General features: G+C 65.3%; 26 protein-coding genes and 1 tRNA gene. 14 read left to right on the top strand and 13 right to left on the bottom strand.

Features of this window, described 5'->3' with window-relative positions; translation table 11 throughout:
• Positions 1-92: 92 nt before the first annotated feature.
• From AC0IXR_RS06910 to AC0IXR_RS06890, 5 genes are all read right to left on the bottom strand, one after another.
• Positions 93-317 carry a YbdD/YjiX family protein gene (locus AC0IXR_RS06910; RefSeq protein ID WP_461224671.1) on the bottom strand — a complete coding sequence of 75 codons (225 nt, stop codon included), beginning with the start codon at positions 315-317 and terminating at the stop codon, positions 93-95.
• Positions 318-322: 5 nt separating this feature from the next.
• The gene (locus AC0IXR_RS06905) at positions 323-2,383 is read right to left on the bottom strand and encodes a carbon starvation CstA family protein (protein ID WP_471760156.1); all 2,061 of its coding nucleotides are present in this window, start codon (positions 2,381-2,383) and stop codon (positions 323-325) included.
• Between the two features lie 107 nt (positions 2,384-2,490).
• A complete protein-coding gene (locus AC0IXR_RS06900) occupies positions 2,491-3,102 on the bottom strand; it encodes a TPM domain-containing protein (protein WP_207410641.1) in 612 nt (203 codons plus the stop codon).
• Position 3,103: 1 nt separating this feature from the next.
• Positions 3,104-3,892 (bottom strand): TPM domain-containing protein, encoded by a 789-nt coding sequence (locus AC0IXR_RS06895; protein ID WP_471760155.1) that lies wholly within the window; start codon positions 3,890-3,892, stop codon positions 3,104-3,106.
• A gap of 7 nt (positions 3,893-3,899) precedes the next feature.
• Positions 3,900-4,553, bottom strand: coding sequence for a LemA family protein (locus AC0IXR_RS06890; protein WP_156467849.1), 654 nt, complete (start codon positions 4,551-4,553; stop codon positions 3,900-3,902).
• 199 nt (positions 4,554-4,752) lie between these two features.
• Between AC0IXR_RS06890 and AC0IXR_RS06885 the strand changes: the two genes are divergently transcribed.
• From AC0IXR_RS06885 to AC0IXR_RS06860, 6 genes are all read left to right on the top strand, one after another.
• Positions 4,753-5,058 (top strand): Rdx family protein, encoded by a 306-nt coding sequence (locus tag AC0IXR_RS06885; RefSeq protein ID WP_056430561.1) that lies wholly within the window; start codon positions 4,753-4,755, stop codon positions 5,056-5,058.
• 65 nt (positions 5,059-5,123) lie between these two features.
• On the top strand, positions 5,124-7,328 hold the full coding sequence (locus AC0IXR_RS06880; protein WP_471760266.1) for a sensor histidine kinase: 2,205 nt from the start codon (positions 5,124-5,126) through the stop codon (positions 7,326-7,328).
• 511 nt (positions 7,329-7,839) lie between these two features.
• On the top strand, positions 7,840-9,222 hold the full coding sequence (locus tag AC0IXR_RS06875) for a methyl-accepting chemotaxis protein (RefSeq protein ID WP_419951463.1): 1,383 nt from the start codon (positions 7,840-7,842) through the stop codon (positions 9,220-9,222).
• 123 nt (positions 9,223-9,345) lie between these two features.
• Positions 9,346-10,884, top strand: a complete 1,539-nt coding sequence (locus AC0IXR_RS06870) for a class I adenylate-forming enzyme family protein (protein WP_471760154.1) — start codon at positions 9,346-9,348, stop codon at positions 10,882-10,884.
• A gap of 100 nt (positions 10,885-10,984) precedes the next feature.
• On the top strand, positions 10,985-11,815 hold the full coding sequence (locus AC0IXR_RS06865) for a glycosyltransferase family 2 protein (protein WP_471760153.1): 831 nt from the start codon (positions 10,985-10,987) through the stop codon (positions 11,813-11,815).
• A gap of 12 nt (positions 11,816-11,827) precedes the next feature.
• Positions 11,828-11,919: transfer RNA gene (locus AC0IXR_RS06860), tRNA-Ser, on the top strand.
• Between the two features lies 1 nt (position 11,920).
• Here AC0IXR_RS06860 and AC0IXR_RS06855 read toward each other — a convergent pair.
• The 3 genes from AC0IXR_RS06855 to AC0IXR_RS06845 all read right to left on the bottom strand — a co-directional run bounded on the left by AC0IXR_RS06855 (position 11,921) and on the right by AC0IXR_RS06845 (position 14,028).
• On the bottom strand, positions 11,921-12,307 hold the full coding sequence (locus tag AC0IXR_RS06855) for an alpha/beta fold hydrolase (protein ID WP_471760151.1): 387 nt from the start codon (positions 12,305-12,307) through the stop codon (positions 11,921-11,923).
• Between the two features lie 265 nt (positions 12,308-12,572).
• A complete protein-coding gene (locus AC0IXR_RS06850; RefSeq protein WP_471760150.1) occupies positions 12,573-12,908 on the bottom strand; it encodes an alpha/beta fold hydrolase in 336 nt (111 codons plus the stop codon).
• Positions 12,883-14,028 (bottom strand): MFS transporter, encoded by a 1,146-nt coding sequence (locus AC0IXR_RS06845; RefSeq protein ID WP_471760149.1) that lies wholly within the window; start codon positions 14,026-14,028, stop codon positions 12,883-12,885. The genes AC0IXR_RS06850 and AC0IXR_RS06845 overlap by 26 nt, the downstream gene beginning before the upstream one ends.
• Positions 14,029-14,145: 117 nt before the next feature.
• On the opposite strand from AC0IXR_RS06845, the gene AC0IXR_RS06840 reads away from it, so the two are divergent.
• The 3 genes from AC0IXR_RS06840 to AC0IXR_RS06830 all read left to right on the top strand — a co-directional run bounded on the left by AC0IXR_RS06840 (position 14,146) and on the right by AC0IXR_RS06830 (position 16,531).
• Entirely contained in the window at positions 14,146-14,655 is a 510-nt protein-coding gene (locus AC0IXR_RS06840; RefSeq protein ID WP_207410654.1) for a MarR family winged helix-turn-helix transcriptional regulator, read from the top strand.
• A 259-nt stretch (positions 14,656-14,914) separates the two neighbouring features.
• A complete protein-coding gene (locus AC0IXR_RS06835; RefSeq protein WP_471760148.1) occupies positions 14,915-16,063 on the top strand; it encodes an alpha/beta hydrolase fold domain-containing protein in 1,149 nt (382 codons plus the stop codon).
• 270 nt (positions 16,064-16,333) lie between these two features.
• The gene (locus AC0IXR_RS06830; protein ID WP_471760147.1) at positions 16,334-16,531 is read left to right on the top strand and encodes a hypothetical protein; all 198 of its coding nucleotides are present in this window, start codon (positions 16,334-16,336) and stop codon (positions 16,529-16,531) included.
• Between the two features lie 50 nt (positions 16,532-16,581).
• On the opposite strand, the gene AC0IXR_RS06825 is transcribed toward AC0IXR_RS06830, so the two are convergent.
• Complete coding sequence (locus AC0IXR_RS06825; RefSeq protein ID WP_471760145.1) at positions 16,582-17,376, bottom strand: bestrophin-like domain; 795 nt, start codon at positions 17,374-17,376, stop codon at positions 16,582-16,584.
• A gap of 332 nt (positions 17,377-17,708) precedes the next feature.
• On the opposite strand from AC0IXR_RS06825, the gene AC0IXR_RS06820 reads away from it, so the two are divergent.
• Together AC0IXR_RS06820 and AC0IXR_RS06815 are read left to right on the top strand one after the other, a co-directional pair.
• On the top strand, positions 17,709-18,128 hold the full coding sequence (locus AC0IXR_RS06820) for a hypothetical protein (RefSeq protein ID WP_056430548.1): 420 nt from the start codon (positions 17,709-17,711) through the stop codon (positions 18,126-18,128).
• Positions 18,129-18,190: 62 nt separating this feature from the next.
• Positions 18,191-19,417, top strand: coding sequence for an extracellular catalytic domain type 1 short-chain-length polyhydroxyalkanoate depolymerase (locus tag AC0IXR_RS06815; protein WP_471760265.1), 1,227 nt, complete (start codon positions 18,191-18,193; stop codon positions 19,415-19,417).
• A gap of 61 nt (positions 19,418-19,478) precedes the next feature.
• On the opposite strand, the gene AC0IXR_RS06810 is transcribed toward AC0IXR_RS06815, so the two are convergent.
• The 4 genes from AC0IXR_RS06810 to AC0IXR_RS06795 form a co-directional block, all read right to left on the bottom strand.
• Positions 19,479-19,616, bottom strand: coding sequence for a DUF2474 domain-containing protein (locus tag AC0IXR_RS06810; RefSeq protein ID WP_471760144.1), 138 nt, complete (start codon positions 19,614-19,616; stop codon positions 19,479-19,481).
• The gene (gene cydB, locus AC0IXR_RS06805; RefSeq protein WP_311275322.1) at positions 19,616-20,623 is read right to left on the bottom strand and encodes a cytochrome d ubiquinol oxidase subunit II; all 1,008 of its coding nucleotides are present in this window, start codon (positions 20,621-20,623) and stop codon (positions 19,616-19,618) included. The genes AC0IXR_RS06810 and cydB overlap by 1 nt, the downstream gene beginning before the upstream one ends.
• A 10-nt stretch (positions 20,624-20,633) precedes the next feature.
• Entirely contained in the window at positions 20,634-22,052 is a 1,419-nt protein-coding gene (locus AC0IXR_RS06800) for a cytochrome ubiquinol oxidase subunit I (RefSeq protein WP_419951472.1), read from the bottom strand.
• A 92-nt stretch (positions 22,053-22,144) separates the two neighbouring features.
• Entirely contained in the window at positions 22,145-22,549 is a 405-nt protein-coding gene (locus AC0IXR_RS06795; RefSeq protein ID WP_056430199.1) for a DUF983 domain-containing protein, read from the bottom strand.
• Positions 22,550-22,735: 186 nt separating this feature from the next.
• Here AC0IXR_RS06795 and AC0IXR_RS06790 point away from each other — a divergent pair, with 186 nt between their 5' ends.
• From AC0IXR_RS06790 to AC0IXR_RS06780, 3 genes are all read left to right on the top strand, one after another.
• A complete protein-coding gene (locus tag AC0IXR_RS06790; protein ID WP_471760142.1) occupies positions 22,736-24,127 on the top strand; it encodes an aminotransferase-like domain-containing protein in 1,392 nt (463 codons plus the stop codon).
• A 257-nt stretch (positions 24,128-24,384) separates the two neighbouring features.
• A complete protein-coding gene (locus AC0IXR_RS06785; protein ID WP_471760141.1) occupies positions 24,385-25,149 on the top strand; it encodes a sigma-70 family RNA polymerase sigma factor in 765 nt (254 codons plus the stop codon).
• Between the two features lie 212 nt (positions 25,150-25,361).
• Positions 25,362-25,586 (top strand): hypothetical protein, encoded by a 225-nt coding sequence (locus AC0IXR_RS06780; protein ID WP_056430194.1) that lies wholly within the window; start codon positions 25,362-25,364, stop codon positions 25,584-25,586.
• Positions 25,587-25,689 lie beyond the last annotated feature (103 nt).

Here is a 25,689-nt window from a genome sequence, read left to right as displayed (position 1 = left end):
GACCGGAGCCCGAAACGTCTTCGTCGCATGATCGCGATAGAGAGGAAGATCTGTCGCGCCGAAGGGGTCGTCACCGAAGGCGATAGACTGGATCAGCAGCAGCGGAATCCATTCCGGTTACCCACACCGAACCGGGCATTCTCCCTGTTCCGGTAGAATTCCCGCTCGCTCATCGGCTCCTGATCGGTATGGGTCCGGCGAATATGGGCGGCATAGGCCTCGTAATCGCCCTGCCCCACCATCAGGCGGGCGCCGTCGCAGACGCATTTCGAGAAGGTCTTCAGCCGATCCCGCAGTTCCGTCGACGACAGCGCCATATCGGTTACTCCGCCGGGACGGCGGTGGGGCCGCCGCTTTCGAGGGCCGTCCAGCGCTCGGCGCGATAGGCCTTGACGCAGGCCATGATGCCGAAGGCGGCGATGGCGACGACGAGGCCGACGAACATCACGGCGAGTGCCGCGTCGATCCGGTCGTTGAAGACGATCTTGTGCATGTCGGCCATGTTCTTGGCCGGACCCAGCACCTTGCCCTCGGCGATCGCGGCCGAGAACCGGTCAGCATGGGACAGGAAGCCGATCTTGGGGTCGGCCGAGAAGATCTTCTGCCAGCCCGCATTGAGGGTGCAGATCAGCAGCCACACGGTGGGGATGATCGTGACGAAGGCGTAGCGCTCACGCTTCATCTTGAAGATCACCACGGTGGCGAGCGTCAGCGCCACGGCCGCCAGCATCTGGTTCGAGATGCCGAAGAGCGGCCACAGGGTGTAGATGCCGCCGAGCGGGTCGGTGACGCCCTGGTAGAGGAAGTAGCCCCAGGCCGAGACGCAAAGTGCCGTGGCCAGGATGCTGGGTGCCCAGGCCGTGGTGTCCTTGAAGGTCGGCGAGATCAGGCCGAGCAGATCCTGCAGCATGAAGCGTCCCGCACGCGTGCCGGCATCGACGGCGGTGAGGATGAAGAGGGCCTCGAACAGGATCGCGAAATGGTACCAGAAGGCCATCATCGTCTTGCCGCCGATGGCGGACGAGATGATGTGGGCCATGCCGACGGCGAGGGTCGGAGCGCCGCCGGTGCGCGAGATGATCGAGTGCTCGCCAACATCCTTGGCGGTCTGGGTGATCACCTCGGGTGTGATCGGGAAGCCGAGATTGGTCACCGCGGCCGCCGCCGTCTCGGCGGAGGTCCCGAGCAGGGCGCCGGGCGAATTCATGGTGAAGTAGATGCCCGGATCGATCACGCTCGCGGCGACCAGCGCCATGATCGCGACGAAGCTCTCCATCAGCATGCCGCCATAGCCGATGAAGCGGGTGTCCATCTCGTTGTCGAGGAGCTTCGGCGTCGTTCCCGACGAGATCAGCGCATGGAAGCCCGAGACCGCGCCGCACGCGATGGTGATGAACAGGAACGGGAACAGGGAGCCCGCCCAGACCGGGCCGGTGCCGTCCACGAACTTCGTCATGGCCGGCATCTGCAGGTGCGGGGCGACGACGACGATGCCGAGCGCGAGGCCGATGATGGTGCCGATCTTGAGGAAGGTCGAGAGATAGTCGCGCGGGGCGAGCAGGAGCCAGACCGGCAGGATCGAGGCGATGAAGCCGTAGCCGATCAGCATCCAGGTGAGCTGGGTGCCGGTGAAGGTGAAGGCCGGTCCCCAGACCGGGTGTTCGTTGATCTGGCCGCCGCCGATGATGGCGGCCATGAGCAGGATGAAGCCGAGGATCGAGACCTCACCGATCTTGCCCGGCCGGACGAAGCGGGCGTAGAGGCCCATCAGGATGGCGATCGGGATCGTGGCTGCGACGGTGAAGGTGCCCCAGGGGCTCTCGGCCAGCGCCTTGACCACGATCATCGCCAGGACGGCGAGCAGGATCACCATGATCATGAAGGTGCCGAACAGCGCGATCACGCCGGGGATCACGCCGAGTTCGGCCCGGATCAGTTCACCCAGGGAGCGCCCGTCGCGCCGCATGGAGATGAACAGGATCATGAAGTCCTGAACCGCGCCCGCGAGCACGACGCCGGCCAGGATCCAGAGCATGCCGGGCAGGTAGCCCATCTGCGCGGCCAGGACCGGGCCGACGAGGGGACCCGCGCCTGCGATCGCCGCGAAATGGTGGCCGAACAGGACGGTCTTGTTGGTGGGAACGTAGTCGAGCCCGTCATTGTGACGATGGGCGGGTGTCTCGCGCGCCGGGTCGAGGCGCATCACCTTCTCGGAGATGTAGAGCGAGTAGTACCGGTAGGAGATGAGGTAGACGCAGACCGCGGCCACGACGATCCACAAGGCGTTGATCGATTCGCCACGGCTGGTGGCGACAATCGCCAGGGCTGCCGCGCCCAACGCACCGACAAGGGCCCATGGCCCGTGCTTCTGTATCGCACTCATCGACGTCTCGCTCCCGCGACCCGTCCTTGATGGCGGATCGTCAAGGCTCTTCTGGCTCAAAAATTCTTTCGGGGCCAGAGGAGAAAAATACAAAGACGCGGACGCTGTCAGTCCGTGACGATCACCCGGTTCGGCAACTCGTCGATATCCCCCGGCCGGCGCGGCAGGTGTCGCTCGAGGATGGCGCCGATGGACTCGACGGCCGTGACGAGGCCCTCCGTCGCCTCGCGCCGTCGGAGCGAGGCCAGAAGCGAGTCGATCGCCGACGACCACGCCGCCGGGGAGATGCGCGAGGCGATGCCCGTATCGGCGACGATCTCCGCATGTCCCTCGGCGACGGCGAGATAGATGAGGATGCCCGTTCGCCCGCGCGTCCCGGCCAGTCCGCGCGCGGCGAATTCCCTCGTCGCCGCCTCATGGGCCCGCGCCCGCCGGATCGAGCGGGGAACGAGGCCGAGACGGGTTCGCGGATGGGAGGCCGCGGCAAGTGCCAGGAGGACGACCGCCGCCTGCGTCAGGGCGATCGACGCCGCACTCCACGGCGTGAACAGGATCAGCGGCCAGGGCACCGCGAGCCCGAGGGCAAGTGCCGGTACGAGGGCTGCGGACCGGTACAGCCCGGCGCGGGCGGCGACGAGAACGACGATCTCCGCCGATGTCGTCGATTCGGCCTTGGCAATCGCTCCGGCGATCCGCGTCCTGTCGGTGTCGCTCAGCATCCTACCAATCCCCGGAGGCGCCGCCTCCTCCCGATGAGCCACCTCCGCCCGAGAAGCCGCCGCCATCACCGAAGCCGCCGGAGACGCCCCCGCTCCAGCCGCCGGACGATGGCCCGGGAAGGATGATGAATCCGCCACCCGTGCGACCGCGATTCATCCGGTAGACGACGAACAGGATCAGCAGGAACAGGATGATGAAGCCGATGACATGGGACGGCTCGGCCTCGTCGCTGCGTACCTTGCCCCTGCGCTGCCATTCCTCGGCATCGCCGCTGAGGATCGACAGCATGGCATCGATTCCGGCCTTGATGCCGCCGCCGTAATCGCCCGTCTTGAAGCGGGGCGTGATGGAAGTGGTGATGATGACCTTCGACAAGGCGTCGGTCAGCGCTCCTTCGAGGCCGTAGCCGACCTCGATCCTCACCTTGCGGTCGTTGGGCGCCACCAGCAGAAGTGCGCCGTTGTTGGTCTTGGACTGCCCGATGGCCCAGGAGCGGAACAGTCGGTTGCCGTAATCCTCGATCGTCAGCCCTTGCAGGTTCGGCACCGTCGCGACGACGACCTGATCGGAGGTCTTCTCCTCGTAAGCCTTCAGCTGTGCGTCCAGTGCCGATATCTCGTCCGGCTTGAGGATCCCGGCCGCATCCACGACGCGACCGCTGAGGGACGGGAAGGTCGGCTCCGCGGCCAGAGCCTCGCCGCGCGCCAGCAGCACCATCCCCGCCAGGACGACGAGGACGAACGCCAGGACCGGCGCGAGCGCGCGCCCTCGAAGAAACGCCGCCCTCATCACCGCGCTAGAACTTCACGGACGGAGGCTTGTCCGAATTGGGCGTCGCCGTGAACGTCTCCATCGGCTTCGATTCCGGATAGAACCACGCGGCGATCCAGCGGCCGGGGATGGTGCGGACCTCGGTGTTGTAGGCCTGGACGGCGCCGATATAGTCGCGGCGTGCGACGGCGATCCGGTTCTCCGTGCCTTCGAGCTGCGACTGCAGCGCGAGGAAGTTCTGGTTCGACTTCAGATCGGGATAGCGCTCCACGGTGACGAGGAGCCGCCCGAGGGCGCCGGAGAGCTGATTCTGCGCGTCCTGGAATTCCTTGAACTTCTGGGGATCGGACACCGTGGAGGCATCGACCTTCACGCTGGAGGCCTTGGCGCGGGCTTCCGTGACGCCGACGAGGACATCCTTTTCCTGCTGCGCGTAGCCCTTCACCGTCTCCACGAGATTCGGGATCAGGTCGGCACGGCGCTGATACTGATTCTGAACCTCGCTCCACGAGGATTTCGCGCTCTCCTCCAGCGTGGGCACCCGGTTGATCGCGCCGCAGCCCGAGAGGGTCGTGGCCAGGGCGACGGCGACGAGCGCGGACCGCATGCGGCGAAACACCGAGGGTCGAGGCGAAGGCGCGAAGGTCGCGGTGGCGTCGGGACGCAGAACTGACAACATCGGGGGCTCCTCGTGGACGGGCGCGGCATGGCGCGTCCACGCCCCTGCCGCCCGGCGACGCATGTTGAGATAGGGCGTGATACCGCCGGTGAAAGGCTGGATCGCGATGCGTCCGCGACGAAACTCCACGCACATCCCGTGGTCGAACTCCCACGGGGGCAGGTTGACAAGGCAGCGTGCATGGGTCGCTGTGCCGGCCATGGATGAACTGCCACCTACCCCCCGGGTCGAAAAACCGAGGGTTTCCATCACCTACTGCACGCAGTGCCAGTGGCTCCTGCGTGCCGGCTGGATGGCGCAGGAGCTTCTTTCCACTTTCCGCGACGAGGTCGGCGAAGTCGCCCTCGTGCCGGGGACAGGCGGCGTCTTCATCATCGTCTGCGGGTCGGAGACGATCTGGGACCGAACGCGGGACGGGGGATTTCCCGACGTGAAGACCTTGAAGCAGCGCGTCCGCGATCGGCTGGCGCCGAGCCGGGATCTCGGTCACATCGATAGGCCATGAACGCCGAGACGGGGAAAGCCAAGATCAAGAACCAAGAGCCGAAGAGCGCCGAGTCCAAGAGCGACATGGAACCTGCTTTCGAACGGACGAGAACCGGTGGGTGGCAGGGCACGGCACCTGGCCGGCTGTTCGCACGCATCCGGGATCGAGGCTTCTCGACCCAGGTCTACCTGATCGCCCTCGTCGTGGCGCTGATCGGGCCCGGGCTTCTGTTCACCGCGATCCTGCTGTTTCGCTATGCCGGAACAGAGCGGGCACGGTTCGAACAGGATGCCCGCGAGAACGTTCGCGGCATCGCCCTGTCCATCGACCGCGACACGGCGGGCCTCGTCTCCGTGCTGCAGACCTTGGCGACGTCGCCCCGCCTGAAGGATGCGGAGTTCGAGAATTTCGACGCCCAGGCACGCCTCGTTCGCGAAACCGTCGGGCTCGACATCCTCCTGCGCCAACCGGACGGGCAGCAACTGGTCAATACGTCGGTCCCGCGCGGGGCCCCATTGCCGAAGACCGCCTTGCCCTTCGACCGTGAGCTGACATCCGGAACGCAGCGGGCCATGATCTCCGGCATCCTGTCGGGCAGCATGCCCGATCGGGCGACCTACGCCATCGCCGTCCCGGTGCAGAACGAGGGCGAGGTCGTCTACCTGCTGAGCTTTCTTGCGCCGGTGAACCGGCTCCAGGGCATCCTGAGCCGGGAATACGTCCAGGGCTGGATGACGGGGGTCTCGGACCGGGATGGGATCGCCCTTGCCCGTATTCCCGACCCGGCCTCCATCGTCGGGCGGCCGCGCCTGGCGACCCTTCGCCAGCGCCAGACCGATACGCCGGGAGTCTGGGAGGGCAAGGATTTCAACATGCGCCCCGTCACGGTCGTCGAGGCGCGCTCGCGCCTCACCGGGTGGACGGTGAGCGCCGTGATTCCGAAGGCGCTGGTGGATGCGCGGCTGCGCGGATGGATCTGGGCCTTTACCGGCTTCGGCCTCCTCGTCCTGGCGACGTCGTCGATCCTCGCCATCAATCTCTGGTCGAAGGTTTCGCAGCCATTGCGCCGGCTCGTGGCGTCCGGCCCGGCGCTCGCCCGTGGCGAAGCGATTCCGCGCATTACCTCGCCGATCCACGAGATCCGCCGCCTCGGCGACGTTCTGGCGGACGCATCCCTGCGCCTGCGCACGCGCAGCGAAGAGCGCGATACGGCGCTCGCCGAGACGGAGCGCGGGCTCTCGGCCCTGCGCGAGAGCGAGGCGCGGTTCCGGCACATGGCGGATTCGGCCCCCGCATTGATCTGGATGACCGACGAGCTTGGCGAGATCAGCTTCGCCAACCTGCATTTCGACCATCTATTCGGAAAACCCGCCAGCGCGCTCGCGGCCGGCGGGTGGCAGACGATCGTCCATCCGGACGACCAGACGGCGTTCACGTCCAAGTTCTCCGAGGCCTTTGCCGAGCGTCTTCCCGTGAGGGCGGAGGTCCGGGTGGTGGATCGCGACGGCGAGGTACGCTGGCTGCGTTGCGAAGGCGTGCCACGCCTCGACGATACCGGGGCCTTCCTCGGCTATACCGGCTGCAACGTCGACATCACCGACGCCAAGCGGGCGGAGGAGCATCTCCTGCTCCTCATCCACGAACTCAACCACCGTGTGAAGAACACGCTCGCGACCGTCCAGTCCATCGCCATGCAATCCCTGCGCGGCCTCGACACGGTGGAGGCGGCGGCGGCAAAAGCCGCGTTCGAGGCGAGGCTGCTCGCCCTCGCCCGGGTGCACGATGTGCTCACCCGCGAAAGCTGGGAGGGTGCGGAACTCGGCAACGTGGTGGCGGATGCCATCGCTCCCCTCGATTCCACCGGGGCGGGCCAATCCCGCTTCATCGTGTCCGGGCCGCAACTGCGCCTGCCACCTCGGCTTGCGCTCTCCATCGCCATGGCGCTGCATGAACTCGGCACCAACGCGGTCAAATACGGCTCGCTCTCGCAGGAGGGTGGGACTGTGGAAATCACCTGGTCCGTCGTGAAAGAGGCGGAGACCCGCCTCCTTCTGCGCTGGAGCGAAAACGGCGGACCGCCCGTGACGCAGCCGACACGCACCGGCTTCGGTTCCCGCCTCATCGAGCGTAGTCTGGCGCGCGAGCTTGCCGGCGAGGTTCAGCTCCTGTTCGAGCCCACCGGGGTTGTCTGCTCGATCGAGGCGCCCGTACCGCCGCCGACCTTGCTCGAGCGCAAGGCCGGCCTCGTCCCGCTGCGACCCGCACCGCTTCTCCCTCATTCGGCCTGATCGCTCGCGCCTAGAACAGTCCTCATGCGCGCTCGCCCGAACATGCGCGTGAGGATGGTGCCCCATCATGGCTCGCCCTTCGATCCGATGCAGTCGCTCACGTCGAGCGCGCGAACTTCGCAAAAAAGTTACTCTCCCATGTGCGACACTGGGCGAAATTGAATTCAACTATAAGTATGTTTCTTGTTCGGTGCCGCCGCGACATCAATTCTTATGGCGAGACGTCATACATGGTTGGAGTATGCGCCAGCCAATTTTCGTCTACGCGTGATACTGGAGAAGAACCAGCGGTTTGATTGGTAATCCTGTTTTTTGAGGAGCAGGTCGGATACTGTTCGAAAGAAGAAAATATTAGAATCCAGCCGCTTGGTTACCATTGACGACTGGCGTCTGGCTCAAGGAAGCCGACCTTTCTCGCGTTCCGGCGGTCGCGGAGAGCGGGTATGCTAAGGCACTATTAAACAATAGAGTTTATTACATTGCCCTATCGATATCTCAGGGTTGTAGTTTTATGATTGGCTTCTCCCGCAAGCGTCCCGCCTCCGACACGACTGCGGTGCCTGCCGTTGCCCAGCAGATCGAGGCCGATGAGGTTCGTCTGAGCGCGGCCGTCGAAGCACTGATGTCGAGCCAGGGTTTGACCGCCGTCGACCTGCCAGACGGTAGGCTCAAATCCGCCCTCGAACGCCTTCGCAGCCATGGCGATGACGATAAGCAGCGTAGCCTGTCCTCCATCGCGTCCATGGCGAAGGAAGCCTCGGAGGCCGCCATCAATATCGGCTGGATGACCTACGATGTCGGCGAGGTGGCGAGCGCCACGCAGACGATCGCGGGTGCAACAGAGGAATTGGCGGCGTCCATCGCCGAGGTCTCTCAGACGTCCGACACGGTCGTCACCGTTGCCCAGGACGCGCTGACCGCCATGAGCGCCTGCATCGGCGACGGACGCCAGGCGAAATCCGCCATGCAGGAGATCGAAGCCCGCACCTCGCTCATTTCAGAGCGCGTCGTGGTGCTGGAGCGAGCCATCGCCCAGATCGAAGTGATGGCGACCGCCATCGCGTCGATTTCCGCCCAGACCAATCTGCTTGCGCTGAACGCCACGATCGAAGCCGCGCGTGCGGGTGAAGCCGGACGCGGGTTCTCGGTGGTCGCCGCCGAGGTCAAGTCGCTCTCCGCCCAGACCGCCAGGTCGACGGGTGAAATCCGCGGCCTGCTCAGCACCCTCACGGCCGAAATGGGAGCCATCTCGGTGGCCGTCGGCGAGAGCCGCAGCGCCGTCACGTCCGGCCGGGCGATCGTCGAGCAATTGGAGACGCGGGTCGAGCAGACCAACGAGCGGATCTCGCAGGCGAGCGACCTGAATCAGGCGATCTCGCACATGCTCTCGCAGCAGCGCTCTGCCACCGCCGAAATTTCCACCAGCGTCCAGAACATTGCCGGCAAGGCCGCGAAGACCCACGAGGAGATCGACAAGATCACCACCCGCCTCGTGAAGGCGGAAAGCTTCGGCCGCACCGCTTTGGCTGCGGAAAGCGGCCGCGTCAGCGCTCATGGCCTGGTCTGCCTGCCGGCGGATGTGGGCATGTGGAAGCGCAAGCTGGCCCGCATCCTGGTCGGGCTCGCTCCGGCCGCCTCCACCGAAGCGACGATGCTGGGCATTGCGAACCACAGCGTCTGCACGGAGTTGCGGAACGGCCCGTTGCGCGATCACCCGGCGCTGGCCCGTCTTGCCGATGCCGAGAAGACCGCTCTCGAAGAAGCGAAGAAGATGATCGATGCCGTCGCCGCGAACAATTGGGACGTGGGGACGCCGGCTTATCAGGCCGCTTCCGCTGCCATGAAGTCGATGCTCGCCGCCGCCAACGAGTTGCTCGACACCAAGGCTGCGTAATCGCCGCTCATCGCGGATGACGCGCAGGCAAACCCATCGACATCCTGCGGCCGGCTCTTGTTGCCGGCCGCAGGTTTCGTCATGGCTTGAGCGCATCGCCACGAGAGAGCCCGAACCTTTCGAATGATCCTCCCGGACGCTCCCCTACCGGCCCGTTTCAATGCCGCCCGCCACTGCCTTGCGGACAATGCGCGCCTGCGGGGAGGCAAGACGGCGCTCGTCATGGCGGGCGCAGAAGGCGAGACGCTGCGCCTCACCTTCGCCGAGGCGGACCGGGCCGTGCGCGGTATTGCCGCCGGCTTTCTCTCCCTCGGTCTCGCACGCGGCGACCGGGTGATGATCCGGATGGGCAACGAGGCGGATTACGTCCTCGTGTATTTCGGCGCGCTCGCCGCCGGGCTCGTGGCCCTCCCCTCTTCGCCCCAGCTGACGCCGGCGGAGGCCGCTTTCCTCATGGAGAATTCCGGTGCGGCCGTCGTGGTGACCGGGGCGGGCCACCGTCTCGACGCGGCGGAGGCCGTGGGCCGCATTGTCCTCGGTCCCTCCGAGATCGCCGCGATGAAGCGTGCCGAGCCGATTGCGGATTATGCCGACACCGCGGCGGACGATCCGGCGACCCTGGTCTACACGTCGGGCACCACCAGCCGGCCGAAAGGGGTGCTCCACGCCCATCGGGCTATCTGGGGGCGCCGTCCGATGCATGCGCATTGGCTGGGGCTGACGGAGGCCGACGTCATGCTGCATGCCGGCACCATGAACTGGACCTACACGCTCGGCGTCGGGATCACCGATCCCTGGTCCTGCGGCGCCACGAGCGTGCTCTACGATGGGCCCCGTGATCCTGCCATCTGGCCCAGTCTCATCGCCCGCCACGGTGCGACGCTGTTTGCCGCCGTGCCGAGCGTCTATCGACAGATCCTGAAATATGCCGATCTCGATTCCTGCGATCTGTCCCGGCTTCGCCACGGCTGCACCGCCGGCGAGGCCCTGCCCGCCGACTTGCTGGAGGCCTGGACGCGGCGGACCGGCAAGCCCCTCTACGAGGCGCTCGGCATGAGCGAAATCTCCACCTACATCTCCAGCGGTCCCACCATTCCAGTAAAGTCCGGTTCCCCCGGCATGCCCCAGCCCGGGCGCCGTGTGGCGATCCTGCCCCTGGACGGGCCGGGCGAGCCTTTGCCCAAAGGCGAGACCGGGCTTCTCGCCATCCACCGCACGGAGCCGGGCTTGATGCTCGGCTACTGGAACCGGCCCGACGAAGAAGCCACCGTCCTGCGCGGCGAATGGTTCGCCGGCGGCGATCTCGCGAGCTTGGACGAGGACGGCTACCTCTGGTTCCACGGGCGCAACGACGACCTGATGAACGCTCTCGGCTACCGGGTCTCTCCCAACGAGGTCGAGGGCGTGGTCGGCTTGCATCCCTCCGTGGCCGAAGTCGGCGTCGCTGAGCTCGCCGTCCGGGCCGACCTGAAGGTCATCGCCGCTTTCGTCGTCCTGAGGCCAGGGGCGGAGGCGGACGGACCGTCGATCCTGGCCTGGTGCGCCGAGAGACTGGCGGCCTACAAATGTCCGCGCGAGATCCGGTTCGTGGAGGCGCTGCCCCGCACCGCCAACGGGAAGGTCCAACGCAAGCGGCTGGGCGACCAGCCGGTCGCGGCCTGAGCACGACGCCGCCGGCCCTAGGGGGACGATCCTCGATCCATGACGACACTGTCGAGAAAACAGTATCGGCCAGCCGGGCCGATGCCGTAGAGCCCTCCCCATGTCCGCGCCGCCGCTCTCGATCTTCCTCATCGCCTTCAACGAAGCCGACCGGATCGGCGCGACCATCCGAGCCGTACGTGACCTCACCGACGACCTCGTCGTGGTCGATTCCGGCTCCACCGATGGAACGCAGGCCCTGGCGGCCTCCCTTGGTGCGCGGGTGATCCACAACGCCTGGTCCGGCTACGGCCCGCAGAAGCGCTTCGCCGAGACCGTCTGCCGTCACGACTGGCTGCTCAACCTCGATGCGGACGAGGTGGTGCCGCCGGACCTGTCCGACGCCATCCGCGCCCTGTTCGCCGCCGGCGAGCCCGCCCATCCGGCCTATCGCATCGCCATCGCGGAGATCTTCCCCGGTGAGACGAAGCCCCATCCCTGGGCCTATGCCCTGCATCCCGTCCGCCTCTATCGCAAGGACAGGGGCCGCTACTCGCCCTCCCCCGTCCACGACCGGGTGGAACTCGATCCCGGCGCCAGCGTCGGACGCGTGAAGGGGGTCATCCACCACTTCTCCGTCCGCTCGCTCGGCGACCAGCTCGACAAGCTCAACCGCTATTCCGACCAGCAGGCCCGGGATCTCGAAACGCGCGGCGTCACGATCCCGGCCTGGCGGATCTTCGTCGAGCTGCCGCTGAACTTTCTGAAGGCCTATCTCGGCCGGCGCCATTTCGTGAGGGGCGTCTATGGCTTCCTCACCGCCGCGAACTACGCGATCTCCCGCCATCTGAGGGTCGCCAAGCATTATGAGCGGCGCAACGCACGGATTTCCACCCCATTGGCGCCTATCGAGCCAGCGAAGCGGGTTGACCCGTCCGACGCGAAATTCTAGAGCCACCCCTACGGAGACGTGGCCGAGCGGCTGAAGGCACTCGTTTGCTAAATGAGCATACCCCGAAAGGGGTATCGAGGGTTCGAATCCCTCCGTCTCCGCCATTTAGCCGCTTCTACGCCATGGTGCGCCATTCTGCGCGGCAGATACGCAACCACCGCGGGTCTTTTCTTGGACGCAGTCCGTGGGGGCAGGCGCCATCCACCCGCACCGCAGATTCTTCTGTCCATTTGATCCGGGTAAATCGGGCCTCTCCGTCCCTTCACCCAGAAATTCCAGCAGTCGGGCTGAAAACCGATCCGCTGAATCGACGTTGGAGATGTGTGCGGCGCCGTCGATTTCGGCGTAGCGGCCCTGTGGCGCGCGCTCGGCCATGCGATGGCTGGTCTCGGGCGGGGACATCCCATCGAGGTTGCCTGCCATGAAAAGCGTCGGCATGGCGAGCGAGGCGATGCGTTCGGTGACGTCGAACGCGGATGCCGCGCGCAACATGGGCGAGCGAGGCGCCATCGGCCGTCGCCGCTATGCCATGCCAGACTTGATAGGTCCGCAAACCCTCCGGTGTCGTCTGGAACGCGGGAGAGACAAGCGACGGCTGGCTTTGTTCCAACCGTTGAACCGGAACCGGGGTGCTCGAAAATCGTCGCCCAGCCTTGCGCCAGCGCGTGGAAGACGGGCGTGCTTGTCTTGTCGAAGCTGTTCGCGACGACCAGTCGGCCGATACGTTCTGGGTCTCGGAGCGCAAGCTCCAGCGCGATCATGCCCCCCAGTGGAGGCCAACCAGATCGACAGGCCCTATATTCAGATGAGTGAGCAGTGCTTCGATATCGCCCGCGAGCGCGGCGACGCCTATGGGCGTCGTCAGCTTGCCCGGCGCGCCATGCCCGGCATGATCGGGCACGATCACCCGATAGCCTGCCTCGACCAGCGGAGCGATCTGTGGTACCCAGGCGCGGCCTGAATTACTGATGCCATGCAGAAGGACGATAGGGCGGCTAGCGCCGAATTCGATGAAATAAGCGGTGCGGCTAGCCGTGTCGTAAAAGGCCTTTGTAAGCCTCCTGTCATCAGAGGCGGAGGAAGAGACGGTCACCGGGGCGAAAGCGCGCGGCGATGAGCGCGAGCGCGAGGCACAGTCCCGCCATCAGCCACCAGGCGGGGGTGAGGTCCGCCAGATGCTGACGCAGCAGTCCGGCGACCAGCGGCAGCGCGGCGGCGAGGACATAGCCCCCACCCTGCACGAAGCCGGCGAGCGCGCTTGCCTGATCGGCATCGTCGCCATGATCCATCGCGACGATCAGCGAGAGCGGGAAGAGCGCGCCAATGCCGAGCCCCGCCAGCAGCGCCGCCGCCCATGCGAGCTGCAGTGGCGCCACGCAGAGGCAGAGCATTCCCGTCAGCAGCGCGGCAATCGCGGTGAACAACACCGCGCGACGATCTGGCGATCGATCAACCCAAAGCGAGACGGTAATGCCCGCGACCACCTCCGACAGCGTGACGGCTCCAAGCATCGCGCCGGCCGCCTGCTCGGACCAGCCGAGCTGGGTGTAGAAGGGCGGCAGCCAGGCGAGGACGAGCGTATAGGCACCCGTGCCGAAGCCGAAGAACAGCATCAACAGCCAGGCGCGTGGCGCATGGTGCACCGGGCTGCGTTGCACCGATCCTATTCTCTCTTGCGGTCCCCGCGGTACCAGAAGCCAGACGCACAGCCCGAGGAGGGCAGGCAATGCCCAAATGCCCAGCGCGGTCGGCCACCCCAATGCCTGCGCGATCCAGGCTCCCGCCATGCTCGACATCAACGCTCCACCCATGATCGCGGTGGAGTAAAAGCCCATCAGGCGCCCGCTCCGTGGTCCCGCTCGACGGCGGATGGCGCCCGGCATCAGCGACTGAACGATGGCGATGCCGACGCCGCCAACGATGGCGGTCAACACCAAAGCTGCCTCCTGCGGCCACACCCAGCGGCCCAGGCAGGCGAGAAGAATGAGCAGGACACCAGAGGCGATGCCTGCCCGCTCTCCCAGCCATCCGCGCAGCCATGCCGTTCCCAGCAGGCAGATGCCCATCAATAAAACCGGGAACGTGGTCAGCAGACTCGCGCCGATGTCGCCAAGGCCCGTGTCGCGCTGGATCGCGTCGAGCAGTGGGCCGACCGAGGCCAGTGCCGGGCGCAGATTGATGCCGACGAGCAGGATTCCGGCCGGAAACAGCATCCGACCTGATGTTTCCCGCATGGTGGTCTCCGAGCAATATGACCTTGTCAGGGTCGCCGCGTTCAATATTATCTCCACATAGAGATATGTATCTCGACGTCAAGATAGGGGCGCGGAATGGACAGGGCTGCAATGGCTGCGGAACAATGGGCCTGCGAACGGCCCGATCTCGATATCGGGCCGATGGTGCTGCTGGGACGGCTGGGTGAAGCAGCGCTGCTGATCTCGCGGGATCGGCTCAATCCGCTATTTGCGGAATTTGGCCTGCAACCCGGCGAGTTCGACGTGCTGGCGACGCTCCGGCGCAGCGGCACACCGTATGCGCTCACGCCCACCGCGCTCTATGAGGCGGCGATGATTTCATCTGGAAGCATGACCAATCGCCTCGATCGGCTCGAGAATGGCGGACTGGTCGAGCGGAGGCCCAACCCGGCGGATAAACGGGGAACGTTGGTGGCGCTGACAGCCGATGGTCTGGCGTTGATCGATCGCGCAATAGAGGCTCACATCGCAAATCAGCAGAGCATCGTTAGTGGTCTGGATGAGCAGGAGCGAGGTCAGCTTGCCGCGCTCCTCGGCAAATTGATCCGATCTCAACAGCACGCGGACGGCGTTAGAGGGCTATAGCGTAGACGTAGTGCTCATCATCATCGGGCGTGGCCCGCCATCTTGGCCAAGCTGACGACGTACACGACCGTTCGGTTTCCGAATGCCGTCGATTTCCCCTCCCTGGCTCTTTCGCGTCTCAGCTAAGCCGGCATCGTGACCGGCGTTGCCGGATCGAGCGTTCGGCCGCGAGCGAAGGCCGCATGGCGCGACCTCATTGCCTCGCTGGATCTCAGACATTCCGAACATGTCGGCGTGCTTCCTGAGCGACTTGCGACGGATGACGGGCCTTCTATCGCTTCCGTTCGGCTGCACCGCTGAGGCTATGGCGCTGACACATGTCCTTGCCGGTTCGTGGTGTAGAAGGGTCGCACCGCAACCGACAAAGGCGCATCACATGAGAATGATCCAAGCCCTTAGTTTGGGAGGCGTCATCGCTGTGAGTGTTCTTACCCAGCAGGCCTCGGCAGGCGACGCCCAGCTGCCAGGTTATTCCGAGGGGGCTCAGGTCGTTCGGGTGGAAGGAAACCGGAGCCAGGTCGATCAGATCAGTGGTGTGATCTATTCCCAGATCCGTTCGATGCGTGCGATCCGGCAATTGCGCATGTCGCTGCTCGTGCCGCGCACCAAAGACAAGAAGCCTGCGATCGTGTATTTCCCGGGCGGTGGTTTCACCTCGGCTGATCATGAGAAATACTTCGAGCTGCGCTCGGCTCTGGCCGCGGCCGGCTTCGTCGTTGCCGCCGCCGAGTATCGTGTCGTCCCCGACAGGTTCCCGGCGCTGGTGGAGGACGGCAAGGCCGCCGTACGTTACCTGCGGGCTCACGCGGCCGAGTATGGCATAGACCCGACCCGGATCGGCGTCCTCGGTGATTCCGCCGGCGGCTATCTCTCCCAGATGGTGGGCGTCACCGGTGGAGAGAAAGCCTTCGACAAGGGCGATCATCTCGATCAGTCCTCGGATGTGCAAGCGGCCGTCACCCTCTACGGAATTTCGAACCTCCTCAATATCGGTGAGGGATTTTCGCCGGCGGTCCAACTCATGCACCAATCGCCTGCTGTGACGGAGGCGCTTCTCGTCAACGGGCCGGCTTTTCGTGACTTTCCCGGTGCTTCGATTTCAGCCGATCCCGACAAGGCGCTGGCTGCAAGTCCCATGGGCCACCTTGGCGGCGACGAGCCGCCCTTCCTGATCATGCACGGAACCGCCGACAGGCTCGTCTCGCCGGTGCAGAGCAAGCAATTGTTCGAAGGCCTGCGGGCAAAGGGCGGCAAGGCGGACTATGTGCTGGTCGAAGGAGCGGGCCATGGCGACCTCACTTGGTTTCAGCAGCCGGTGATCGATCGGGTCGTCGCATGGTTCAAGGCGACGCTCGGGGGCCCCATCCCCGGAGGCGGTGGAAAAGCCGACCCGAAGTCGGACCTCTGACCACCTTCCCATCCTCGGACTATGGTCTTTCGCGGAGGCGGTCTCCGTCGATGGAGGCCTCGCCCTCCCCCGTCGTGGGGAGGGCGAGGCCTGCGGGGTCTTTCGATGGGATGATCCATCTTGGATGGGTCTGCGCAAACCGGCCATCATCGGTGAAAATCTGACGGACGAGTTCACGGCCTCGCCGGCAGCACCGCCCGTATGGGAACCCGACGCCGACCCCGTGCTTGCCCCTTCGAGCCGGCATTCCGCCCGGCCTCGGAGATGGCGATGCCGAGCGACACCGAGAAACACAAGGCTCTCCTGGCCGCGCTCAAAGCCGCCCAGGGCAAGGGCGACGGTTCCTTCGAGCAGGCCGTCACGCGAGCCTTCGAGCACGTTTTCGAGCATCTCGAGCGCCTCAACGCCGTCAGCGACGCGGATGAGCAGCGCGCTCTTCAGCCCGGGGAGTCTCCCACCCTGCGGTAGCCCGACGGCAGACCGGCTGGGATCCGCTCATATGGCGCGAAGCGTCGCTCTCAGCCGGCGGCTACGACGAGCGTGCGGACTTGATCCAACAAGCTCGGGCCGAGGGCGAGCGGGCCATCGAACGGACGTTCGTGCATGGCGATCACCCCCAGGGTGATCACCAGCGCGGAGCCGAAGATGCTCAGGGAAGCGGCCTGAGACGACGGACGCTCCACATGAATGGCGGCGATGACCAGAAGGGCGAGAGCCGAGAGAGCGAATAGGGTCACCCATTTGCTGTCGTCGCCCTCCATCTCGCTCAGGGCGAGCCTTTCGCTGCGCGCGGTCTGCAGGTTGAGCACCGCCGCGAGCAGGGCCGAATGGTTGGCTTTCCCAACGACCACGTCGAAATTCGGCGCAACCACCGCCTGAAGCAGTTTGCCGAAGGCATGGTCGGCCCGTGACGACGCCTTTCCGCCTTTCGCCATGGCGGGCCATTCCTCGTCGACGATAGACTCGATGTAATCCGCGAGCAGGATGCGGAAGTCCGGCAGGTCCTTGGATACGGATCGGCTCAGATTGTAGACGGCACGCGCCTGGGCGCTCTCCGTCTGTACCACGCGGGACGCCTGGCGCTGACGCTCCCAGGCATCGTTGGCGACAAAGCCAATCAGGAGCGAGAGCAGGACCGAGACCACGCCGACGAAGGCGGGAGCGATGCCGGTCGAGACACCGACGATGAAGGGACGCGTCCGCTTGGTGTTCGTCAGGGTGATCAGCATCAGGCACCAAGCCAGGACGAGACAGGCGAGACTTCCGAAAATCAACCAGATCGGCTGATCGAGCCAGAACGTGAGCATCTGCATGGGTCCGGGTCGGTTGGCGCGGACTTCGATAAAGCAGCCGCCGGCGAAGCGATATGCGGCGTTCGCGCCTGTCCGTGATGGGCTCTGGCACGACCGGCTCGGATGGCGCGGGGCCATCCTTCATCCGCCGGATTTCGGAACATCAACCTCACAGGACGCTCACGTTCTCATCGTGGCAGTGGCCATGAGGCGAGGCGGCATCGTTGCGTCAGCCTGTCGACACACCGTCGATGCGAGAGCCGGACGACAGGAGACGAAGCCAAGGGCCTTGCACCGATCTCATCGATAACCAACTGTAGACCATCCAATGGGATGGTTCTGGGATGGTCGGTATGGTGGATCGAGTTCGTGAGGTGCGCCCGAAAGTGCCGGACAGCGAGAAGCTGACCCTCAATCTCGGCTTCGTCGATCTTGGGCAGATCGACCTACTGGTTCGGGATGGATTCTATGCCAACCGTGCCGATTTCATCCGGACGGCGGTGCGCAATCAGCTCGACCGTCAGGGCGATGCGGTGAAGCAATCGGTCGCCCGTAAGCAGCTCAGCCTCGGCCTGTCGCACTATACCGCCCGCGACCTCGAAGCCGCGCGGGATGCGGGCGCGCCGTTGCATATTCAGGTGCTCGGCCTCGCGAGCATCGCGTTCGATGTGACTCCCGAACTGGCCCGACAGGCCATCGCCTCCGTGCAGGTTCTCGGCGCCTTCCAGGCCAGTCCCGACGTCAAGGCGGCTTTGGCCGACCGTATCGCCTGACCCCTCGCAGAGACCCGCGTGGATCGTCGTTCCACAGCCCCAGCGCCGCCAGGATCATGATGATGAAAGCTTTTCCCAAGATCGACATGGCCGAGGTGACCCGTCTCACCCGTGCCGGACAACTGAGCGAGGCGATGGCCCTGCTGCAGGGACAATCCGTACCGCCGGCAAGCGACGTGGTGGCCGGCGAGACCATCGACATGGTGGCGCCCGCTTTCCACGGCGGCGCCTGGACGGCGCCCGCCGCCGGCCCAACTGCCACCGACCATGCGGCGCACTCGGCGGGCCAAGCCTCTGCACGCCCCGGCCTCGCCGAGACGATCCGAGCCCTACGCGAGCGCTTTCCGAAAATGGGCGATATGCCCGATTTTGGGAAAGGCATGCCCGATATTGGAGGTGGAACGAGGTCCTCCCGCGGGGCGAGGGTCGAGGTTCCGGCAGGAGCGCGGTTCGAGGAGCGGAGTTTCGCCAACGCGGCGGGCAGCCGGACCTACAAGGTCTATGTCCCGAGCGGCTACGAGGGCCAAGCGCTTCCGGTCGTGATCATGCTGCACGGATGCACCCAGAACCCGGATGATTTCGCCCTGGGAACCGGCATGAACGCTTTGGCCGAGGGGCAGACCTTCATCGTGGCGTATCCCGGCCAGCCGCAATCGGCCAACATGCAGAAGTGCTGGAACTGGTTCAATGCCAGCGACCAGCAACGCGGAAGCGGCGAACCGTCCCTGATCTCCGGGATCGCGCTGGAGGTGGTGAGGGAGTTCTCGGCCGATCCGAACCGGGTCTATGCGGCTGGCCTGTCGGCCGGCGGGGCGGCGGCCGCGATCATGGCCGCGACCTATCCGGATGTGTTTGCAGCCGTCGGCGTCCATTCCGGGCTGCCGTGCGGAGCAGCCACCGACATGCCCGGCGCATTCGCGGCCATGAATGGCGGCGGCACCGTCAAGGCGCGGAAGGACGGCCCGGGCATACCCACCATCGTCTTCCACGGGGATGCGGACAAGACGGTGAAGCCAATCAACGGCGAGCAGGTCTTTGCTCTCGCCATGCCAAACGCGGCGCTCTCCCAGGCCGTGAACCAGGGTGAATCCACGGAGGGGATGGCCTTCACCCGTACCGTCCGGGCGGATGATGCCGGACGGCCCATGCTCGAGCATTGGGCTCTGCATGGTGCCGGCCATGCCTGGTCGGGTGGAAGCAGGGACGGAAGCTACACCGATCCGCGTGGGCCCGATGCCAGCCGGGAGATGGTGCGGTTCTTCATGACGCACACCAAGAGCCCGGCATGATCCGCACCCCGTCTCACGTCATCGACCGTCAGGCGGAGTACTGAGGGTCGTGTTTCCCGCCCTAGCCCGCCTTCAGCCAGGTGCGCAGGCCGAATGCGACGATACCGAGGGCGACGATGCTCGCCGCCCAGATCGCCGCGAACCAGAGGAGCCGCCGCCACAGCGGGGGCGAACCTCCGGGGGACGAGCCATCGAGCATCAATGGTACCCCGATGCGTCGACCTTCCCGCGAAAGACCCAGTACGAGTAGGCCGTATAGGCCAGGATGATGGGGATCAGTATCGACGCGCCGGCGAGGAGGAAGACCTGACTGGCATGCGGGGATGCCGCCTCCCAGATCGTGATGCGCCCCGGCACGATGTCCGGGAAGATGCTGATCCCAAGACCGGTGAAAGACAGCAGGAACAGGCCGAGGGACAGGAGGAACGGTGCCGTCTCGGCACCTTTTCTGAGGAGATGGAAGAACAGGAACGAGGCCAGGACCACGAGGATCGGCACCTGCGCCGTGAGCAGGACGTTCGGCATCGAGAACCAGCGCTCCCAATACTGGCCTTTCAGGAACGGCGTGGCGGCGCTGACAGCCGCAACGGAGGCGATGGTCGCCGCGCCGAGCCAGAGCGAGAGCGTGCGGGCGCGTTCCTGCAGCGACCCTTCCGTGCGCATGACGAGCCAGGTCGCCCCCAGGAGCGCATAGCCGCAGACGAGACCGAGGCCGACGAGGATGCTGAAGGGCGACAGCCAATCCCACCATCCGCCGGCATAGGCCCTGCCCTCGACTTTGATACCCTGTAACAGAGCCCCGAGGGCGATGCCCTGGGCGAAGGTCGCCACCACCGATCCGCCGGTGAAGGCGACGTCCCACAGGGCCCGGTGCCGGGGGTCGCGCCACCGGAACTCGAAGGCGACGCCGCGAAAGATCAGACCGAGCAGCATGGCGATGATCGGCGCATAGAGGGCCGGCATGATGACCGCGTAGGCGAGCGGAAAGGCAGCGAACAGGCCTCCCCCGCCGAGGACCAGCCAAGTCTCGTTGCCGTCCCAGACCGGAGCGACGGAGTTCATGGCGGTGTCGCGCTCCTGCCCCGGCTTGAAGGCCGGGAACAGGATGCCGAGGCCCAGGTCGAACCCGTCCATGACGATGTACGCGAAGACCGCGAAGGCGATGATGAAGGCCCAGACGACGGTCAGGTCGATGCTCGCGAGCATGGTGATGTCCTCACTCGGCCGGCTGGAGGGAGCGGTCGGGATTGACCGAAGTTGCTGGGGTGATGCCGGCGGTGCGGATCGGTGTTCCGGGCTCGATCCCGTGCTCGCCGAGATGCGGGGATTTCGCCATCAGGTGCAGGATGTAGAGAATCCCCATCCCGAAGACCGCGAAATAGATCAGCACGAACGCGACAAGCGAGGAGCCGACCGCCGGCGCCGACAGGGGCGAGGCGGATTCGGCCGTTCGAAGCAGGCCGTAGACCGTGAAGGGCTGCCGCCCCACCTCGGTGGTGATCCAACCGGCTAAGACGGCGACGAAACCTGCCGGCCCCATGGCGACGGCGAAGCGGTGCAGAGGCTTCCAATCGTAGAGGGCCTTCCTGTACCGCGCGAACAGGCTGCAGACGCCGAGAAGCAGCATCAGCATCCCGAGGCCGATCATGACACGGAAGGACCAGAACACCACCGGAACCGGCGGCCAGTTCTTGCGGTCCACGGTGTCGAGGCCCTTCAACGGCTCGTTCAATCCGTGTTTGAGGATCAGCGAGGACAGTTTGGGGATCGAGACCTCGTAGTCGACCCGGCCCGCTTCCTGGTTCGGCAGGCCGAACAGGATCAAGGGAGCGCCGTCCGGATGGCTCTCGAAATGCCCTTCCATCGCCATGACCTTGGCGGGCTGATGCTCCAGGGTGTTCAGCCCGTGAGCGTCGCCCGCCAGGATCTGGAGCGGCGCGACGATGGCGGCCATCCACATCGCCATCGAGAACATCGTGCGCGCGCCGAGATTGTACCGGTCGCGCAGCAGGTGCCAGGCTCCCACCGCGCCGACGACGAGGGACGTCGTCAGGTAGGCGGCCAGCACCATGTGCACGAGGCGGTACGGGAACGAGGGGTTGAAGACGATCGCCCACCAATCCTCCGGCACGAACTGTCCGGCGGCGTTGATGCCGTAGCCTTGCGGCGTGTGCATCCAGGAATTCACCGATAGGATCCAGAAGGCCGAGAAGAAGGTCCCGATCGCCACCATGAGGGTCGCGAAGAAATGCAGTTTCGGCCCGACCTTGGACATGCCGAACAGCATCACGCCGAGGAATCCGGCTTCGAGAAAGAAGGCGGAGAGCACTTCATAGGCCATCAGCGGTCCGAGCACCGGTCCCGTCTTGTCCGAGAAGACCGACCAGTTCGTGCCGAATTGGTAGGACATGACCAGACCGGACACGACGCCCATGGCGAAGGCGATGGCGAAAATCTTGATCCAGTACTTGAACAGATCGAGGAAGACCTGCCGCCCGGTCGCCAGCCAGAGCCCCTCCAGAACCGCGAGGTAACTCGCGAGTCCGATGGAAAAGGCGGGGAACACGATGTGGAACGCCACCGTGAAGCCGAATTGGATCCTCGCCAGGAGGAGAGCGTCAAAGTCCGACAGCATGTCGATCAACCTGAATGGTTGCTGGGAACGGGCAGGAAACGACTCGGCAGCTCAGTCTGCGGGACCAACCCTGCCCCATTGCGTCATCACGCTCAACGGCCGGTCCCCGGCTCCGCCTTTGGCGCGACCCGGACGGCGAAGCGTCCTTCCTCGGCTTTGTTGATGTATTGGCTCGCGATGAAGAGACCCTTGAGAGGGCGGATGATCGGAACGCAGGCCAGGAGAAGCAGCGGCAGCGTGACAACCGCATGGATCCAGAGCGGGGGATCGTAGGAGAGTTCCAGCCAGATGCCGAAAGCCGTGACGGGGAATGCCATCGACATCATGATGAAGAAGGCCGGCCCGTCCGCCGGGTCGGCAAAACCGTAATCGAGTCCGCAGGCTTCGCAGTTCGGCTTCAGGGTGATGAAGCCATCGAAGAGCCGTCCCTCGCCGCAACGGGGGCATCGGCAGCGAAGGCCCACGGAGAGGAGCGATTGATCTGTCGTCCTGTGCATTCTCGATGTCCTTGTTTCGCGGTGCCATCCTGACGAGCGGCGGAGATGCGGATCATCGAAGCCGATTGTATGGCCTAGATATCCATACAAACATCCTATAAGCCGGACATATCGTCACGGGAGTCGTATGGATCGCCTAACTATGTATGCTAAATGTATGCATACAAAACTGTGTCGCGAGAGGCAATGATGGAGGCGTGGAATCCAACGATACGGGACGAGGAGGGGCCGAAATATTTGGCCATCGTCAGAATCCTGGCAGAGGATATTCGCTCGGGACGGCTTCCTCCGGGGACGCGGTTGCCGCCTCAGCGCAGCTTGGCCAAACATCTCAACGTCGATCTCACCACTGTCACGCGGGCCTTCAACGAAGCGCGGCGGACGGGCCTGATCGATGCGTCCGCCGGGCGGGGAAGCTTCATTCGCGCCGCCTCGCCGTCGCTGGCGAAGGCCGCGACCGCCGACCCGTCCGGCAGCGTCGATTTCAGTATGAACATGCCGCCCCAGCCGGCGGCGGCCCGGCTCGCGGAGCGTATGGAGAGCGGTCTGTCGCGGCTTTCCGCGTCGGCGGGGTTCCTCGACCGGATGCAGTACCAGGACAGCGCCGGAAACCTCGCGGATCGCGCCGCCGGGGCGGATTGGCTCGGCCGCCGTCTGGGGCCGGTGCCGGTTCAGCGTGTCATCGTCGCCGGCGGGGCGCAGGCGTCGCTCGCCGCGATCCTCGCCGTGGTGCTGAAACCCGGCGATGCCCTCTGCGTCCCGATCCTGACCTATCCGGGGCTCCGCATGGCGGCCGAGCGGCGTGGGGCTCACTTGCGCCCTGTGTCAGCCGATGGCGAGGGTATCCTCCCGGACGCGTTCCTCGAATGCTGTCGTCTCCACCGTCCGCGCGCCCTCTATCTGGTACCGACCCTCGACAACCCAACCACGGCAACGATCCCGACGCACCGACGCGAAAGGATCGCCGAGATCGCCCGAACCCACGGAGTCGCGATCATCGAGGATGACGCCTATGGCACCCTGCCACCCGATGCCCCGGCTCCCTTCGCGTCATTCGCGGGCGACATCACCTGGCATATCGCGACCCTGTCCAAATGCGTCAGCCCGGGGCTGCGCATCGCTTATGTCGCCGTACCCGGCACGAACGAAGCGGTCCGCCTCGCCGCCGAGCTACGCGCCATCAGCATGATGGCCTCGCCGCTCGCCGCCGCCCTCGCTTCCCATTGGATCGCCAATGGGGATCTCGATTCCATCGTCGCTGCCATCCGGCACGAGAATGGACATCGTCAGGCCGTGGCGCGGGAGGCCCTGCGGGGCCTCTCTGTCCATGCCCATCCCTGCGGGCATCACCTCTGGCTGCCATTGCCGCCACCCTGGCAACGCGGAGAATTCGGCGCTCATGCGCGTCAGAGCGGGTTGTCCGTGATTCTGAGTGATGCCTTCGCGGTCGGCCCGGCGCCCGATGCGATTCGCGTTTCCCTCGGGGCCGCCCCCGATGGCGAGGCTTTGCGCTACGGTCTCAGCCTTCTGGCGAACCTGTTGGCGCATCCGCCCGGTGCCATCACGAACATTGTCTGAGACGAGTCAAGCAAGCATCGGTCGGGGCGTTCGGGCATTCCCGCCCGCGCTACTCCTTGATGCCCAGGGCCGAGAACGGGCATATCACCGATCGCCGATCAGGTGAGACAGCGTGGTTTTGTCGCTCAGTTTAGAACTCCTTTAGCCAACGTTCAGCTTTCCTTTGCCAAAACATCCCGCAGGCATTGCCAAATGCGCCCGGCGCATGGGGCATAGCATGGGCAAAGGGGGAATGGATGGGCGCTCGCGATCTGGGAATGACGGCTTCGAGGCCAGCGCACGGTTCTGAGGCTCAGCCCTCGGAGCGTCCTGCCGGGGCAAAGATACCGGACGCGGCGCGGGTTCATATCGGTGCCGAACTGAGGGCGTTCTACGCCTGCATTCTCGCCGAGGAGCAGCCGCCGGCCCTGTTGGATCTGGTTGCGCGCCTCACCCAGGCTTCTACGGGGCGTGACGCCGCGGCTTACGCTGCCTTCAGCGCCGATCTACTCACCGCGCTGCCGGGTCTGAGGGCCTTCGCCCTGTCGCTGGCCATCAACGCGGCGACGGCGGACGACCTCGTACAGGAGACGCTCCTGAGAGCATGGCAGAACCGGCACCGGTTCGAGCCCGGCAGCAACATGATGGCCTGGCTCTGCACCATCCTACGCAACTACTTCTATACGGAGTGCCGCAAGCGGAAACGGGAGGTCGAGGACGCGGATGGGGCCATGGCCGCACAGGTCGCCGCGCCGGCAGCCCAGGAGGCGAGCAGCGACCTCAAGCGGGTCTGGCAGCATCTCGGCAAATTGCCGCCGTCGCAGCGGGAGGCCCTGATCCTCGTCGCGGCCCAGGGCATGACATACGAGGCCGCCGCTGAGCTCATCGGCTGTCAGGTCGGTACCATGAAGAGCCGGGTGAGCCGCGCACGGTCGTCACTGGTGGGATCTCTCGGAATGGACGTGCACCAGAAGACGCCCATGGGCCAGATCGCCAGCGACAGTCTCGAACCCGCGGCGGTACAGATCGGTCTCGGCGCCTGAATGCAGCGGGACGGGATGCGTAGTTAACCGCGACCGGTCTGAGGACAGGTTGTGGGACAGAGCCGCGCACGAGAGGTAGGTTGTCTTGACGGCAGAGCTGACATGAACGGCGACTGACCTCGAACATCGTCGCCGAGAGTGACGGATACTTTCTGGCGGGATCGACGTTCCGTTCCATTCGCCGTTTCACGATAACGGTCGAAGGATAGCCGATGACAACAGCGCCGTATCGCGTCGATATCTTCGCACCCGATGGACGCCGCAGCCTCGTCGCGTTCACGGAGCGGGAGGTCGCCCTGAAGGCCGAGTCCCTGCTCGCCTTCTACAAGGGGAACGTGCTCAGCGTCGGCTTCACCGTGACCTGCCACGATCCGGAAGCCGCGCGCCGGATCGCCTTTTACCTCACCGATGTCTCACGCGAGCTCGAACTGATCTGAGACTGGCGATCCTGTTCGGCCAACTCTCGCGGCCATCAGGATATGCATCGGGACGGGGTTTTGCCGACGTCTGGAATCTGCATGAATGTAGAAGCCAGAAAGC

It is taken from the genome of Methylobacterium sp. AC832 (assembly GCF_979256025.1).
Note: the sequence above shows the minus strand (reverse complement) of the source record. Positions and strands in the feature narration are given on the sequence as shown.

What these genes read in the sequence shown, in the direction of transcription:
- AC0IXR_RS06910 (WP_461224671.1), bottom strand. Translation starts at nt 317, where the DNA reads ATGGCGCTGTCGTCGACGGAACTGCGGGATCGGCTGAAGACCTTCTCG.
- AC0IXR_RS06905 (WP_471760156.1), bottom strand. Translation starts at nt 2,383, where the DNA reads ATGAGTGCGATACAGAAGCACGGGCCATGGGCCCTTGTCGGTGCGTTG.
- AC0IXR_RS06900 (WP_207410641.1), bottom strand. Translation starts at nt 3,102, where the DNA reads ATGCTGAGCGACACCGACAGGACGCGGATCGCCGGAGCGATTGCCAAG.
- AC0IXR_RS06895 (WP_471760155.1), bottom strand. Translation starts at nt 3,892, where the DNA reads ATGAGGGCGGCGTTTCTTCGAGGGCGCGCGCTCGCGCCGGTCCTGGCG.
- AC0IXR_RS06890 (WP_156467849.1), bottom strand. Translation starts at nt 4,553, where the DNA reads ATGTTGTCAGTTCTGCGTCCCGACGCCACCGCGACCTTCGCGCCTTCG.
- AC0IXR_RS06885 (WP_056430561.1), top strand. Translation starts at nt 4,753, where the DNA reads ATGGATGAACTGCCACCTACCCCCCGGGTCGAAAAACCGAGGGTTTCC.
- AC0IXR_RS06880 (WP_471760266.1), top strand. Translation starts at nt 5,124, where the DNA reads ATGGAACCTGCTTTCGAACGGACGAGAACCGGTGGGTGGCAGGGCACG.
- AC0IXR_RS06875 (WP_419951463.1), top strand. Translation starts at nt 7,840, where the DNA reads ATGATTGGCTTCTCCCGCAAGCGTCCCGCCTCCGACACGACTGCGGTG.
- AC0IXR_RS06870 (WP_471760154.1), top strand. Translation starts at nt 9,346, where the DNA reads ATGATCCTCCCGGACGCTCCCCTACCGGCCCGTTTCAATGCCGCCCGC.
- AC0IXR_RS06865 (WP_471760153.1), top strand. Translation starts at nt 10,985, where the DNA reads ATGTCCGCGCCGCCGCTCTCGATCTTCCTCATCGCCTTCAACGAAGCC.
- AC0IXR_RS06855 (WP_471760151.1), bottom strand. Translation starts at nt 12,307, where the DNA reads ATGTTGCGCGCGGCATCCGCGTTCGACGTCACCGAACGCATCGCCTCG.
- AC0IXR_RS06845 (WP_471760149.1), bottom strand. Translation starts at nt 14,028, where the DNA reads ATGCTGTTTCCGGCCGGAATCCTGCTCGTCGGCATCAATCTGCGCCCG.
- AC0IXR_RS06840 (WP_207410654.1), top strand. Translation starts at nt 14,146, where the DNA reads ATGGACAGGGCTGCAATGGCTGCGGAACAATGGGCCTGCGAACGGCCC.
- AC0IXR_RS06835 (WP_471760148.1), top strand. Translation starts at nt 14,915, where the DNA reads ATGACGGGCCTTCTATCGCTTCCGTTCGGCTGCACCGCTGAGGCTATG.
- AC0IXR_RS06830 (WP_471760147.1), top strand. Translation starts at nt 16,334, where the DNA reads ATGCCGAGCGACACCGAGAAACACAAGGCTCTCCTGGCCGCGCTCAAA.
- AC0IXR_RS06825 (WP_471760145.1), bottom strand. Translation starts at nt 17,376, where the DNA reads ATGCAGATGCTCACGTTCTGGCTCGATCAGCCGATCTGGTTGATTTTC.
- AC0IXR_RS06820 (WP_056430548.1), top strand. Translation starts at nt 17,709, where the DNA reads ATGGTGGATCGAGTTCGTGAGGTGCGCCCGAAAGTGCCGGACAGCGAG.
- AC0IXR_RS06815 (WP_471760265.1), top strand. Translation starts at nt 18,191, where the DNA reads ATGAAAGCTTTTCCCAAGATCGACATGGCCGAGGTGACCCGTCTCACC.
- AC0IXR_RS06810 (WP_471760144.1), bottom strand. Translation starts at nt 19,616, where the DNA reads ATGCTCGATGGCTCGTCCCCCGGAGGTTCGCCCCCGCTGTGGCGGCGG.
- cydB (WP_311275322.1), bottom strand. Translation starts at nt 20,623, where the DNA reads ATGCTCGCGAGCATCGACCTGACCGTCGTCTGGGCCTTCATCATCGCC.
- AC0IXR_RS06800 (WP_419951472.1), bottom strand. Translation starts at nt 22,052, where the DNA reads ATGCTGTCGGACTTTGACGCTCTCCTCCTGGCGAGGATCCAATTCGGC.
- AC0IXR_RS06795 (WP_056430199.1), bottom strand. Translation starts at nt 22,549, where the DNA reads ATGCACAGGACGACAGATCAATCGCTCCTCTCCGTGGGCCTTCGCTGC.
- AC0IXR_RS06790 (WP_471760142.1), top strand. Translation starts at nt 22,736, where the DNA reads ATGATGGAGGCGTGGAATCCAACGATACGGGACGAGGAGGGGCCGAAA.
- AC0IXR_RS06785 (WP_471760141.1), top strand. Translation starts at nt 24,385, where the DNA reads ATGACGGCTTCGAGGCCAGCGCACGGTTCTGAGGCTCAGCCCTCGGAG.
- AC0IXR_RS06780 (WP_056430194.1), top strand. Translation starts at nt 25,362, where the DNA reads ATGACAACAGCGCCGTATCGCGTCGATATCTTCGCACCCGATGGACGC.